Below are 12929 nucleotides of genomic sequence, written 5' to 3'. Positions count from 1 at the left end.
ACTGCCAGGCTGGATATCAGGCCGCAGGCGGGTAACTGGCCGGGGAAAAAGGCGGGACCGCATGGCCCCGCATAGCATCAGGAAGAGTGCAGCGAGACATCCAGCCGGGCACTGGCCTGACGGCTGTCACGCCACAGCCACACGCCAGCCAGCATTCCCGCCAGCGCCAGCGCCACCACATACCAGGCGGCGGCCATCGGGGTGTAACGCAGCATGAGCGTGACGCAGACTGGCGTCAGTCCGCCAAAAATGGCGTAGGCCACGTTGTAGGAAAAAGAGAGGCCGGTAAAGCGTACTGCCGCCGGGAAGGCGCGGACCATCACCAGCGGCACGACGCCCACGACGCCGACGCTCAGGCCGGCCAGGCCATACCAGATAAACAGCAGCGCGGGACTGCCGTCGAGCTGATGAAAGAAGTTCCAGCTGCACAGCGCCAGCAGCAGGCAACCGGCCATCAGCGTGCGCGCGGCGCCAGCACGGTCAACGATCCACCCCGCAATAATGCAGCCTGCCAGCAGCATCACGGTGGCCACGCTATTGGCCTGCAGGCTGAGCGCAGCCGGAATACCGTGCTGTTTCTGCATCAGCGTGGGGGCCATCAGAATCACTACCACAATGCAGGCAGAAAGCAGCCACGTCAGCAGCATGGAAAGCACGATACTGCGTTTATGACGGGCGAAAATGGTATGCAGCGGCAGTGCCCCGGACAGCGCTTTGCGCTGCTGCATCTGGCGAAACACCGGTGTTTCATGCAGCCAGCGGCGCAGATACATCGCCAGCAGGCCAAACAGGCCGCCAAGAAAGAATGGAATGCGCCAGCCATAGGCGCGGATCGCTTCCGGCGAGAGCGTGGTATTCAGCACCGTTGCCACCAGCGAACCGAGCAAAATGCCGGCGGTGAGCCCGGCGGTCAGCGTACCGCAGGCGAAACCCGTGCGCTTTTCCGGCACATGTTCAGCCACGAAGACCCACGCGCCAGGCACTTCCCCCCCGATTGCCGCGCCCTGCAGCATACGCATCAGCAGCATCAGTAGCGGTGCAGCAAGGCCAATGCTGTCATAGTCTGGCAGTGCGCCCATGGCCAGCGTAGGCAGCGCCATCAGCAGGATACTCAGGCTGAACATCTTTTTGCGCCCTGCTTTATCGCCAAAGTGCGCCATGATAATGCCGCCCAGCGGACGGGCCAGATAGCCGGCAGCAAAGATCGCGAAGGTCTGCACCTGGCGCAGCCATTCCGGCATGTCCGCCGGAAAGAACAGTTCGCCAATCACTGCGGCAAAGAACACAAAGATGATGAAATCGTAGAATTCCAGCGCCCCGCCCAGGGCCGCCAGCGACAGAGTCTTGTAATCCTGTCGGTTGAGGTGTCGTGTTGTCACGGTGTCCATAACGGTGTGGTTTCCAGAGTCGGTATTGTTGTTGTAAAGCTGGAGTTACTATACCGTCAAACTTTCACCACACCAGTCAGGCTGGATTTTATGCCTGAAAAGGGCGATTTTCAGTCATTTGTTTCCCGGCGTGCGCTTTTCGGGCGAAATGCTGCTACCACTTCACGATGCGTTTCCACGTAGGGGCCGTCGAGTAATTGTAAACAATACGGTACAGCGGCAAAGATACCCGGTACGCGCACCGTGCCGTCTTCGGTTTTCAGCCCTTCCAGCGTCTCCTGAATCGATTTCGGCTGGCCCGGCAGATTGAGGATCAGCGACTGTTTGCGAATCACGCCAACCTGACGCGACAGAATTGCCGTCGGCACAAACTGCAGGCTGATCTGGCGCATCTGTTCACCAAACCCCGGCATTTCACGGTCGGCGACCGCTAAGGTGGCGTCCGGGGTAACGTCGCGCCGCGCCGGGCCGGTGCCGCCGGTGGTCAGCACCAGGTGGCAGAACCGTTCGTCCACCAGTTCGCAAATGGCCTGTTCGATCATCGGCTGCTCATCCGGCACCAGCCGGGTTTCAATTTCAAACGGCGTGGCAAGGGCCGAGGCCAGCCAGCGCTCAAGGGCCGGAATGCCCTGATCCTGATAAATGCCGTTAGCGGCGCGATCGGAAACGGAAATTAAGCCAATACGTACTGTATCCATAGAATTATCGCTGTGGTTAACCGCAGGGCGGTGAGATGAAGAGAGCATGCAGAGAAGGATAATACAACGCGCGGGGAAAAAGCGAAAACCGTGGCCACCAGCGGTCGCCACGGCGTATCACCTTACAGCAGTTCGGCGATCATTTTCTCAAGCTTGCCCTGGTCAACCGCAAAGTTGCGGATACCTTCTGCCAGCTTGGTGACCGCCATCGGATCCTGGTTGTGCTGCCACAGGAATTCCGCTTCGGTCATTTTTGCCGGACGCGCTTTCACTTCACCGCTGTAGCTCAGCTTGCGCTCCACGCTGCCTTCGCTTTCTGCCAGCTCTTTCAGCAGCGCCGGGGAGATGGTCAGACGGTCGCAGCCGGCCAGCTCAATGATTTCGCCCACGTTACGGAAGCTGGCGCCCATGACCACGGTCTCATAACCGTGCTGCTTGTAGTAGTTGTAGATCTCAGAGACGGAAACCACGCCCGGATCTTCATGCGCTGCATACTCTTTCTTATCGGTGTTCTGCTTGTACCAGTCGAGAATACGGCCGACAAACGGCGAAATCAGGAACACGCCCGCTTCGGCGCAGGCACGCGCCTGAGCGAAGGAGAACAGCAGCGTCAGGTTACAGTTGATCCCCTCTTTTTCCAGCTGCTCCGCCGCACGAATCCCCTGCCAGGTGGATGCCAGTTTGATCAGGATACGATCGTTGCTGATACCGGCATCATTGTAGAGTTTGATCAGGCTACGCGCTTTCGCGATGCTGGCTTCGGTGTCATAGGAGAGACGCGCATCCACTTCGGTGGAGATGCGGCCAGGGATCAGTTTGAGAATTTCCAGACCAATGTTGACGGCCAGCTTGTCAGAAACCAGCGCCAGCTGCTCTTCTTTGTTGCTGCTCTGCTGACGTGCCCAGGTAATGGCTTCGTCAATCAGTTTGCGGTATTCAGGGATTTGAGCGGCGTTGAGGATCAAAGAAGGGTTCGTCGTGGCATCCTGCGGCTGATAAAGTTTCATCGCCGCGATATCGCCGGTATCGGCAACCACGGTAGTCAGCTGACGCAAGGAAGTAAGTTTGTCCGTCATGGTTCTCTTTTCTCTTAGGTTGACTGTCAGGGTGTAAAAGGCTGTGGCGATAATATCACGCAAGCGAAGTGGCGCAATATCACGGTGTGCCCTTTACGATAGCGCCAGCTGATGAGAGCGATTTGCCGATCCGTGCAGCTTTTTTGCTACACTCGGCGCCATCTTTTTCCGTTTAATCCCCTGATAAACCAGCGGGTCAACGAGGTCATACACGATGCTGATGGTTATCTCGCCAGCAAAGACGCTGGACTATGAAAGTCCGCTGGCAACCCAACGTTTTACCCAGCCTGCGCTGTTAGAAAAATCACAACAGCTTATCGAGGTTGCGCGCGATCTTTCACCGGCGCAGATTGCCTCGCTGATGAGCATCAGTGACAAGCTGGCGCATCTCAATGCCGAACGCTTCAACCAGTGGCAGCCACCTTTTACCCCTGATAATGCGCGCCAGGCGATTCTGGCCTTTAAAGGCGATGTGTATACCGGCCTGCAGGCAGAGACCTTCAGCGAAGCGGACTTTACGTTTGCGCAGCAGCACCTGCGTATGCTCTCCGGCCTGTATGGCGTGCTGCGCCCGCTCGATTTAATGCAGCCGTATCGTCTGGAGATGGGCATCAGGCTGGCCAACCCGGCCGGGAAAGACCTTTACAGCTTCTGGGGCGACCAGCTCACCACCGCCCTGAACGCCGCGCTGGCCGAACAGGGCGATGACGTGCTGATTAATCTCGCCTCCGACGAATATTTCAAAGCGATCAAGCCGAAGCAGCTGAACGGCCAGCTGATCAAACCGGTCTTCCTTGATGAGAAAAACGGGAAATTTAAGGTTATCAGCTTCTATGCCAAGAAAGCGCGCGGTCTGATGAGCCGCTATATCATTCAGCAGCGCCTGACGCAGCCGGAGCAGCTGAAGCAGTTTGATGTGGATGGCTATGTCTTTGATGCGGCAGAAAGCACGGACACGGAGCTGGTGTTTAAACGCCGCGAGCAATAACCTCAGGCGTTGATGGTTGCGGCGCACGCTGTTGCGCGTTTTTGCCGCAGCTCACGCGCGTCGCAAAAAAAACGGACTGATGCCTCAGTCCGTTTCTGTTTTACTTCAGCAAAAATGTCCGCAGCCGGGCGAAATCCGCCGGCAGGTGGTGCGACAGCAGCGGCAGATCGGCCCGCTCAGCCAGCGCTTCAGGCAGCGGCAGCGTCTGCTGCAGAATCTCTTCCACGCTCTCTTTGAACTTCGCCGGATGGGCGGTGCCGAGGAACAGGCCGAACTCCCCTTCCTGCAGGTTATCACGCAGCAGGCGGTAAGCGATGGCGGCATGCGGTTCAGAGATATAGCCGATGTCTGCCAGCTCACGCACGGTGGCACGCGTGGTTTCATCTGTAACTGCGCCGTAAGCCAGATCGGTCAGACGCCAGGTTTTGCGGCGGAACAGCTCCTCCACGCGCGGCCAGTTGTTCGGCTGGCTGACGTCCATGGCATTGGAGAGCGTCGCCACGGTAGCATTTGGCTGCCACTCGCCGTTGCCGAGGAAGCGCGGCACGGTGTCGTTGGCGTTGGTCGCGGCAATAAAGCGCTTGATCGGCAGCCCCAGCGACTTCGCCAGCAGGCCCGCGGTCAGGTCGCCAAAGTTGCCGCTGGGCACCGAGACCACCAGCTGATTGCGTTTTTCCTGCGGCAGCTGTGCCACGGCTTCAAAATAGTAGCAAATCTGTGCCAGCAGACGGCTGATATTGATTGAGTTGGCGGAGTTCAGGCCGATCGTCTTTTTCAGCTCTTCGTCGTCAAATGCCTGCTTCACCAGCGCCTGACAGGCGTCAAAGTCGCCTTCAACGGCGATGGTTTCGATATTGCCGCCCAGCGTACAGAACAGTTTCTCCTGCAGCGGACTGATTTTGCCCTGCGGATAGAGGATCACCACGCGCACATTTTCCATGCCGTAGAACGCATGGGCGACCGCCGCCCCGGTATCCCCGGAGGTCGCGGTCAGGATGGTGATCTGCTCGTCAGCACCGGAAACGTAAGACAGCATCTGCGCCATAAACCGGCCGCCGAAGTCTTTAAAGGCCAGCGTCGGGCCATGGAACAGCTCCAGGCAGGCTACATCATCGCTGACCTGGGTGACCGGCGCCGGGAAGGTGAAGGCATTTTTAACGCGCTCAGCCAGCTGATGCGCCGCAATCTCATCACCGATATACGCCGAAAGGATTTTGCTGCTGCGGCTGACGAAATCCATCTCCAGCATCGCATCGATGTCTGTCAGTTCAAATTCCGGCAGTTCCAGCGGAAAGAACAGGCCCTGCTGCGAACCCAGGCCCTGTTTAACGGCCTGAGAAAAGCTCACCTGCTCGTTGTGATCTTTAAGGTTGTAGAGTTTCATGCGTTATCCCAATTTACGTGCGCCAGCCGTATCAAGACGGCAGATATGGACGAAACCTTCATCGTTCTGCAGATAGTGCTGGCTCAGCCAGTCGGCCATCCGCTGTGCCGTTGCCTGCTCATTGCAAACGGCGAAAAGTGTCGGGCCGGAACCCGAAATCCCGCAGGCCAGTGCGCCAATATCGGCGGCGGCGTCACGCGCTGCCGCAAAGCCCGGCAGCAGTTTTGTGCGATAGGGTTCGGCGACCACATCCTGCATCAGTTTAGCCGCCAGCGCAGGCTGGCGGGTATGGCAGGCGTGAATGAAGCCTGCCAGCAGACGGCCATGTTTGATGACATCCTGCTTGCGGTACTGCGCCGGCAGAATCGCCCGCGCTTCGGCAGTGGAAACCTTAATCCCCGGATATGCCATCACCCACAGCCAGTCATCAAAGCACGGCACGTCCTGGCTGATAATTCCGTTTTCTTCGATCATCAGCTGCACGCCGCCAAGGAAGCAGGGTGCCACGTTGTCGTAATGCACGCTGCCGGAGATACGGCCCTCCAGCTCGCCCATCAGCGCCAGCAGCGCGGTATCGTCCAGCGGCTTGCCGCAAAACTCATTCATTGCCATCAGCCCGGCCACCACCGAGCAGGCGCTGGAGCCGAGGCCGGAGCCAATAGGCATGTTCTTTTCCAGCGTCATGGCAACGGGAACCTGTTTGCCAATCGCCTGGCAGAAACGTTCCCAGCACTGGTAAACGATATTCTCCTGCGGGTTGGGGGGCAGCTTGCTGACAAAGCGGCCGGTGTTTTCCAGGCTAAAACGATCGGCAGCCACCACCGTAACGCAATCACCCAGCAGCGTCCCATCCACCGGCGACACCGCCGCGCCCAGCACATCAAAGCCGACGCTGACGTTACCTATCGAGGCCGGTGCATAAATTTTTACCATCATCACACTCCCAACTTCCATGACAGCGTCCGCAGCAGATCGGCAAACACGCCCGCCGCGGTCACATCATTACCGGCACCATACCCCCGCAGAACCAGCGGGATGGGCTGATAGTAGCGGCTGTAAAACGCCAGCGCGTTCTCGCCATTTTTCACTTTGTACAGCGGATCGTTGCTATCCACAGCCTCGATCTTCACCTTGCACGCGCCGCCCTCTTCAATGACGCCGACGAAGCGTAACACTTTACCCTCATCGCGCGCTTTGGCAACGCGCGCGGCAATGGCGTTATCCAGCTCTGGCAGACGTGCCATAAACTGTTCTGTATCGTGCAGCGCGGTGAGACTGTCCGGCAATAATGGCTCAATCTCAATGTCGCTCAGCTCCAGCTGATGGCCCGCTTCACGCGCCAGAATCAGCAGCTTGCGGGCCACATCGGTGCCGGAAAGATCGTCACGCGGATCCGGCTCGGTAAAGCCCAGTTCGCGCGCCAGCCGCGTGGCTTCTGAAAGCGAGACGCCCTCATCCAGCTTGCCGAAAATAAAGGAGAGCGAGCCGGAGAGGATACCGGAGAATTTAATCAGCTCATCGCCGGCATTCAGCAGGTTTTGCAGGTTCTCAATCACCGGCAGACCTGCGCCAACGTTCGTGTCATAGAGGAATTTACGCCGCGATTTGGCGGCGGCAGCGCGCATCTGCTGATAGTAATTCCACGAAGAGGTGTTGGCTTTTTTATTCGGCGTGACCACGTGGAAACCTTCCGCGAGGAAGTCCGCATACTGATCGGCCACCGCCTGGCTGGAGGTGCAGTCAACAATCACCGGGTTGAGCAGATGATACTCTTTCACCAGCCGAATCAGGCGGCCCAGATTAAACGGCTCTTTGGCTTCGTCCAGTCCGGCCTTCCAGTTGCTGAGGTCAATGCCGTGCACGTTGGTCAGCAGCGCGCGTGAGTTGGCAATGCCGCACACGCGCAAATCGATATGCTTGCCCTTCAGCCAGCTCTGCTGACGGTAGAGCTGATCCAGCAGAGCACCGCCCACGCCGCCCACGCCGACCACGAACACTTCAATCACCTGATCGGTAGCAAACAGCATCTGGTGAACCACCCGCACGCCGGTCGTGGCGTCATCATTACTGACCACCACCGAAATGGAGCGCTCAGAAGAGCCCTGCGCAATCGCCACAATGTTGATGTTGGCGCGTGCCAGTGCAGAGAAGAATTTGGCTGAGATACCGCGCAGCGTGCGCATGCCGTCACCCACCACGGAAATCACCGCCAGTTGCTCCAGCACGTCGAGCGGATCCAGCAGACCATCTTTCAGCTCAAGGTAGAACTCCTCTTCCAGCACGCGGCGCGCCCGCGCCTGCTCGCTCTGCGGCACGCAGAAGCTGATGCTGTATTCTGAAGAGGATTGCGTAATCAGCACCACGGAGATGCCGGTGCGAGACATGGCAGCGAACACGCGTGCCGCCATGCCGACCATGCCTTTCATGCCCGGCCCGGAGACGTTAAACATCGCCATGTTGTTGAGATTGGTGATGCCTTTTACCGGGCTTTCATCGGTGCCGGCTTCGCCGCCAATCAGCGTGCCGGGCGCCTGCGGATTGGCCGTGTTTTTGATCAGGCACGGAATCTGGAAGCGGGCGATAGGCGCAATAGTGCGCGGATGCAGCACTTTGGCACCGAAATAGGAGAGCTCCATCGCCTCCTGATAAGACATCGACTTCAGCAGACGCGCATCCGGTACCTGGCGTGGATCGCAGGTATAGACGCCGTCGACGTCGGTCCAGATTTCACAGCAGTCGGCACGCAGGCAGGCAGCCAGCACCGCGGCGGAGTAGTCAGAGCCGTTGCGGCCCAGCACCACCAGTTCGCCCTTCTCATTGCCGGCGGTAAAGCCCGCCATCAGAATCATATGATCAGCCGGGATCTGGCTGGCAGCGATACGGCGCGTGGACTCCGCGATATCCACGGTGGACTCCAGGTAATGGCCGACCGCCAGCAGTTTCTCAACCGGATCAATCACCGTAACCTTGTGGCCGCGCGCCTGCAGCAGCGCTTCCATAATGGCAATTGAGAGCTTTTCTCCGCGACAGATGATGCCGGCGTTGACCGCATCCGGGCACTGGCCCAGCAGGCTGATGCCGTGCAGCACCTGTTTCAGCTGGGCAAACTCCAGCTCCACGCGGGTTTTCAGGCCCTCATAATCAAAGCCCGGCTGCGCTGCGGCCAGACCCTGCAGCAGTTCGGCAAAAATACGTTCGGCGTCGCTGATATTCGGCACGGCATCCTGGCCGCTGATGGTTTTTTCAATCATTGCCACCAGGTGATTGGTGATTTTGGCCGGCGCAGAGAGTACGGTGGCGACCTGTCCCTGTTGCGCATTGCTTTCCAGAATATCCGCCACGCGGAGAAAACGTTCCGCATTGGCTACCGAGGTCCCGCCGAATTTCAGCACTCGCATGGTTGAAGCTCTCCTGAATTTTTGCCGAAAAAAAAGCCCGCACTGGTAAGGTGCGGGCTTCTTTTTTTGTTTTTCCTGTATGCGTCAGCCCGCACCGTTACCTGTGGTAATGGTGGTGGTAATAATAATGGTGGTGTTCAGGCTGTGATTACGCATTGAGATTTTTTCTGTCTGTCTTTGTCTTGTCCGTCTGCCTTCCAGAAGTAAAGCAAACCGCACGTTAAGTCAACGAATTTGTCTTAGCCCGTTGTTGTTGTTGCTGCGCACTACTGCGCCTGTGACGGAAAATGGCATCGCGATCGTTCACGCTGAGGCAGTGATACCCGATCACACACTGCAAACTCAGGATTTCTCCGAGCAATTATCTATAAGTTTTTTTTCTACGTCATGCAGTAAACGGTGCAGCATGGCGCTGTCGCGCTGCTCCAGCAGGCCGATACGCTGATCGATCCAGTCCGCCATTTTCACATCATCACTGACTTCCAGCGTGACCAGCAGCTGATGAAAACGCTGACGCAGCGCCTGCAGCTGAGGCTGATTTGCCGCTTCCGCCGGCGCGGCAGCCACCTGATTCAGCGCAGAGAGCTGATAGCAATACACCATCACCGCCTGGCCGAGATTGAGAGAGGGATAGTCACTGGCCATGGGAATGCCGGTGAGCAAATCCACCTGCTCCAGCTCATCGTTGGTCAGTCCGCTGTCTTCACGGCCAAACACCAGCGCAATACGGCTCAGCCACTGCCGTTTCTCCTGCAGAATGTTTTCCACCTGCTGCGGCGTAGCGTAGTAACGGAATTTCGCCCGGCTGCGTGCCGTGGTTGCCACGGAGAAATCCACATCTGCCAGCGCCTCGCTCAGCGTGGCATAGGTTTTCAGGTTATCGAGAATCTCACCGGCACCGTGGGCCACGCGTCGCGCGGCCGGGTCCTGCCAGGCATCGCTGGCCACAATGCGCAGTTCGCTAAAGCCCATGGTTTTCATGGCGCGGGCTGCCGCACCGATATTTTCCGGGCGCGCAGGTGAAACAAGGATCAGGGGGAAATGCATGATTTTTCCATCGTACGATTAACAACGCGCACTATGTTGGCACGCAGGGGTAAAAATACCAACCGCGCGGGCGCAGGAAAATAAGATGTTAAGGATGTTAAAACAAGATAAAAGCGATACGTCATAACTTTTTGTGGATATAAGTAAAATTTCCGTGCCTGTTTAATATAAAAATATTATTTTTCAATCTATTAAAATATGCTCTTTTGCAGCGACAATTGCCGTACACAGGCGGCTTAAATGTAGCGAAAATGCTGCTTTTTGTGAGCTAAGCTGGCATTCCAGTAGAAGTTTTTAATAAAAGTGTTAACGTGCTACACTTGCATTTGATATAAGTCAACGAAGCGTTGTTTTTATGCTTATCGGTTGTTGTTGGTGCTGTTAGGTTGCTGTTAATACGGTTAGGATAAGCGCCAGTCCGATACCCACGGGGCACGCAAATATTCATCCTGACTGGCTGAGCTAACACTGAAGTTGACGTAGATGGATGGTGTATTCCGAAGATTATTTCGTACACCGGTTGCGCACGGCTCGCGGTTCTGAAGCTGCGTCGCAGCAACCGCCGTACGCCCTGTTTTCGATTTGTTGGCAAATTTTAGGTAGCGAAACATGCAGACCCCGCACATTCTTATCGTTGAAGACGAACTGGTCACGCGTAACACCCTCAAAAGTATTTTTGAGGCAGAAGGTTACGTGGTCTATGAAGCCACCGACGGTGCTGAGATGCACCAGGTGCTGACAGAAAATGATGTCAACCTGGTCATTATGGACATCAATCTGCCAGGCAAAAACGGTCTGTTACTGGCGCGTGAACTGCGTGAACAGGCTAACGTCGCGCTGATGTTCCTCACCGGCCGTGATAACGAAGTGGATAAAATCCTTGGTCTGGAAATCGGTGCTGACGATTACATCACCAAACCGTTTAACCCACGTGAGCTGACGATCCGCGCACGTAACCTGCTGTCCCGTACCATGAACCTGGCGATGCCGAGCGAAGAGCGCCGTCAGGTGGAGAGCTATCGCTTCAACGGCTGGGAGCTGGATATCAACAGCCGCTCGCTGATCAGCCCGAACGGCGAGCAGTACAAGCTGCCGCGCAGTGAATTCCGCGCCATGCTGCACTTCTGTGAGAATCCGGGCAAAATTCAGACCCGTGCTGACCTGCTGAAAAAAATGACCGGCCGCGAACTGAAACCGCACGACCGTACGGTTGACGTCACCATCCGTCGTATTCGTAAACATTTCGAATCCACGCCTGATACGCCGGAAATCATCGCCACCATTCATGGCGAAGGTTACCGCTTCTGCGGCGAACTGCAGGACTGAGTTTCCGCCACAAAAAAACGCCCCGCGGGGCGTTTTTTTATGTCTTAATGCCACGGCATGATGGGCACGGCGCTCAGCGCATTTTTCGGTGAGCCGTCCACCACTTTGTCGGAGTAGCTCAGATAGACCAGCGCGTGACGTTTCTGATCAAAAAAGCGCACCACCTGCAGCTTTTTGAACACCAGTGACGTGCGTTTTCGGAAGACAACTTCGCCCTGCGCCTTGCCTTGTGCGATTTTATCGCTAAGCTCTACCGGTCCCACCTGCTGACAGGAGATGGCGGCATCAGACGTGTCCTCTGCCAGTCCCAGCCCACCTTTGATACCACCGGTTTTCGCCCGGCTGATATAACAGGTGACATTTTTAACGTCGGGATCATCAAAAGCCTCCACGACGATTTTGTGGTCGGGACCAAACATCTTGAACACCGTGTCGACGGAACCGATCTCTTCGGCCAGAACGGCGTGGCTGAGCATTAAAGTTGCCAGCGTGACTATAAGATTGCGAGCTATTGTCATTGAGTTACCATTGCAAACGGAATAGATGTAAAGGTAATGTACGGGCAATCGAAAAAAGAACCAAACCTGACGGGCCCTTACCCGCACTGATCTAGCACAAACGGCAGATAAACCGCTCCCGCGATTTTGTGCATTTCGTGCTATTATTCGACGAGTTGATCGTTGCGCCACCAGAGAGTTATGAGGATGTTTTATGGACCAAGCCGGTATCATTCGCGATTTGCTTGTCTGGCTGGAGAGCCATCTGGATCAACCGCTTTCACTGGATAACGTTGCCCTGAAAGCCGGCTACTCCAAATGGCACCTGCAGCGAATGTTCAAGGAAGTAACGGGTCACGCCATCGGCGCGTATATTCGTGCCCGCCGGCTGTCCAAGGCCGCGGTGGCGCTGCGCCTCACCAGCCGCCCCATCCTCGACATCGCCTTACAATATCGCTTCGATTCGCAGCAGACCTTCACCCGCGCATTTAAAAAGCAGTTCAACCAGACGCCAGCCTGGTATCGTCGCTCCTCCGAGTGGAACTCCTTTGGCATCCGCCCGCCTATTCGCCTGGACGACATGCCGATGCCGGAAGCCCACTTTGTCACGCTGCCGGAAACCGCGCTGGTGGGGCAGACGCAAAGCTACACCTGCACGCTGGAGCAGATCTCCCGCTATCGTGATGAAATGCGCGTTCACTTCTGGAAGCAGTTCCTGCTGGAAACCGATACCGTGCCGCCGGTGCTGTATGGTTTGCATCAGGTGCGTGCCAGTCATGAAAAGGATGATGAGCAGGAAATTCTCTACACCACCGCCGTGCCGGATGATGAGCAGGCGCTGAATATGCAGTCGAATCAGCGGGTCATTCTGGAAGCCGGCGATTACGTGCAGTTCAACTATCAGGGACCGCGCAGCGCACTGCAGGAGTTCATCCTGCTGCTGTACGGCACCTGCATGCCAACGCTCGGGCTGGTGCGCCGCCAGGGTCAGGATATCGAACGCTTCTTCACCCACGGCGGCAAAAAGCGCAGCGAGCCACCGGCAGAGATTCGCTGCGAATATCTGATTCCGATTCGCCCGCAGTAAACACGGCTAAGCGGTCATGCCGTCCCGGTGACGGCCTGCC

Annotated in this window: 12 protein-coding genes and 1 other annotated feature; of the genes, 3 read left to right on the top strand and 9 right to left on the bottom strand. The window is 56.9% G+C overall.

Features of this window, described 5'->3' with window-relative positions:
• Nucleotides 1-77 precede the first annotated feature (77 nt).
• The 3 genes from D8B20_RS03050 to tal all read right to left on the bottom strand — a co-directional run bounded on the left by D8B20_RS03050 (nt 78) and on the right by tal (nt 3162).
• Nucleotides 78-1388 (bottom strand): MFS transporter, encoded by a 1311-nt coding sequence (locus tag D8B20_RS03050; RefSeq protein ID WP_145886993.1) that lies wholly within the window; start codon nt 1386-1388, stop codon nt 78-80.
• Between the two features lie 110 nt (nt 1389-1498).
• Nucleotides 1499-2086, bottom strand: a complete 588-nt coding sequence (gene mog, locus D8B20_RS03045; protein ID WP_145886991.1) for a molybdopterin adenylyltransferase — start codon at nt 2084-2086, stop codon at nt 1499-1501.
• A 122-nt stretch (nt 2087-2208) separates the two neighbouring features.
• On the bottom strand, nt 2209-3162 hold the full coding sequence (tal, locus tag D8B20_RS03040) for a transaldolase (protein ID WP_145886989.1): 954 nt from the start codon (nt 3160-3162) through the stop codon (nt 2209-2211).
• A 214-nt stretch (nt 3163-3376) separates the two neighbouring features.
• On the opposite strand from tal, the gene yaaA reads away from it, so the two are divergent.
• Complete coding sequence (gene yaaA, locus D8B20_RS03035; RefSeq protein ID WP_145886987.1) at nt 3377-4150, top strand: peroxide stress protein YaaA; 774 nt, start codon at nt 3377-3379, stop codon at nt 4148-4150.
• 100 nt (nt 4151-4250) lie between these two features.
• Here the strand turns inward: yaaA and thrC are convergent, their stop codons facing one another.
• From thrC to D8B20_RS03010, 5 genes are all read right to left on the bottom strand, one after another.
• The gene (gene thrC, locus D8B20_RS03030) at nt 4251-5534 is read right to left on the bottom strand and encodes a threonine synthase (protein ID WP_145886985.1); all 1284 of its coding nucleotides are present in this window, start codon (nt 5532-5534) and stop codon (nt 4251-4253) included.
• Nucleotides 5535-5537: 3 nt separating this feature from the next.
• Complete coding sequence (gene thrB / locus D8B20_RS03025; protein WP_145890373.1) at nt 5538-6467, bottom strand: homoserine kinase; 930 nt, start codon at nt 6465-6467, stop codon at nt 5538-5540.
• 2 nt (nt 6468-6469) lie between these two features.
• Complete coding sequence (gene thrA, locus D8B20_RS03020; RefSeq protein ID WP_145886983.1) at nt 6470-8932, bottom strand: bifunctional aspartate kinase/homoserine dehydrogenase I; 2463 nt, start codon at nt 8930-8932, stop codon at nt 6470-6472.
• Nucleotides 8933-8958: 26 nt separating this feature from the next.
• Nucleotides 8959-9081 (bottom strand) — a sequence feature (Thr leader region).
• Nucleotides 9017-9088, bottom strand: coding sequence for a thr operon leader peptide (gene thrL, locus D8B20_RS21715; protein WP_128601299.1), 72 nt, complete (start codon nt 9086-9088; stop codon nt 9017-9019). Its footprint overlaps the feature before it by 65 nt.
• Nucleotides 9089-9274: 186 nt before the next feature.
• A complete protein-coding gene (locus tag D8B20_RS03010; RefSeq protein ID WP_145886981.1) occupies nt 9275-9979 on the bottom strand; it encodes a tRNA/rRNA methyltransferase in 705 nt (234 codons plus the stop codon).
• Nucleotides 9980-10588: 609 nt separating this feature from the next.
• Here D8B20_RS03010 and arcA point away from each other — a divergent pair.
• On the top strand, nt 10589-11305 hold the full coding sequence (gene arcA, locus D8B20_RS03005) for a two-component system response regulator ArcA (protein WP_145886979.1): 717 nt from the start codon (nt 10589-10591) through the stop codon (nt 11303-11305).
• Nucleotides 11306-11349: 44 nt separating this feature from the next.
• Here the strand turns inward: arcA and creA are convergent, their stop codons facing one another.
• Nucleotides 11350-11823, bottom strand: a complete 474-nt coding sequence (creA, locus tag D8B20_RS03000) for a protein CreA (protein ID WP_145886977.1) — start codon at nt 11821-11823, stop codon at nt 11350-11352.
• Between the two features lie 193 nt (nt 11824-12016).
• Between creA and robA the strand changes: the two genes are divergently transcribed.
• Entirely contained in the window at nt 12017-12889 is an 873-nt protein-coding gene (gene robA, locus D8B20_RS02995) for an MDR efflux pump AcrAB transcriptional activator RobA (RefSeq protein ID WP_145886975.1), read from the top strand.
• Nucleotides 12890-12929: the final 40 nt, after the last annotated feature.

Source organism: Candidatus Pantoea soli (assembly GCF_007833795.1).
GTDB classification, from domain to species: domain Bacteria; phylum Pseudomonadota; class Gammaproteobacteria; order Enterobacterales; family Enterobacteriaceae; genus Pantoea; species Pantoea soli.
Note: the sequence above shows the minus strand (reverse complement) of the source record. Positions and strands in the feature narration are given on the sequence as shown.

Excerpts from the sequence above, each read along its gene's own strand:
- thrB (WP_145890373.1), bottom strand. The coding sequence starts at position 6,467 with ATGGTAAAAATTTATGCACCGGCCTCGATAGGTAACGTCAGCGTCGGC.
- creA (WP_145886977.1), bottom strand. The coding sequence starts at position 11,823 with ATGACAATAGCTCGCAATCTTATAGTCACGCTGGCAACTTTAATGCTC.
- D8B20_RS03010 (WP_145886981.1), bottom strand. The coding sequence starts at position 9,979 with ATGCATTTCCCCCTGATCCTTGTTTCACCTGCGCGCCCGGAAAATATC.
- yaaA (WP_145886987.1), top strand. The coding sequence starts at position 3,377 with ATGCTGATGGTTATCTCGCCAGCAAAGACGCTGGACTATGAAAGTCCG.
- D8B20_RS03050 (WP_145886993.1), bottom strand. The coding sequence starts at position 1,388 with ATGGACACCGTGACAACACGACACCTCAACCGACAGGATTACAAGACT.
- mog (WP_145886991.1), bottom strand. The coding sequence starts at position 2,086 with ATGGATACAGTACGTATTGGCTTAATTTCCGTTTCCGATCGCGCCGCT.
- robA (WP_145886975.1), top strand. The coding sequence starts at position 12,017 with ATGGACCAAGCCGGTATCATTCGCGATTTGCTTGTCTGGCTGGAGAGC.
- thrA (WP_145886983.1), bottom strand. The coding sequence starts at position 8,932 with ATGCGAGTGCTGAAATTCGGCGGGACCTCGGTAGCCAATGCGGAACGT.
- tal (WP_145886989.1), bottom strand. The coding sequence starts at position 3,162 with ATGACGGACAAACTTACTTCCTTGCGTCAGCTGACTACCGTGGTTGCC.
- thrC (WP_145886985.1), bottom strand. The coding sequence starts at position 5,534 with ATGAAACTCTACAACCTTAAAGATCACAACGAGCAGGTGAGCTTTTCT.
- arcA (WP_145886979.1), top strand. The coding sequence starts at position 10,589 with ATGCAGACCCCGCACATTCTTATCGTTGAAGACGAACTGGTCACGCGT.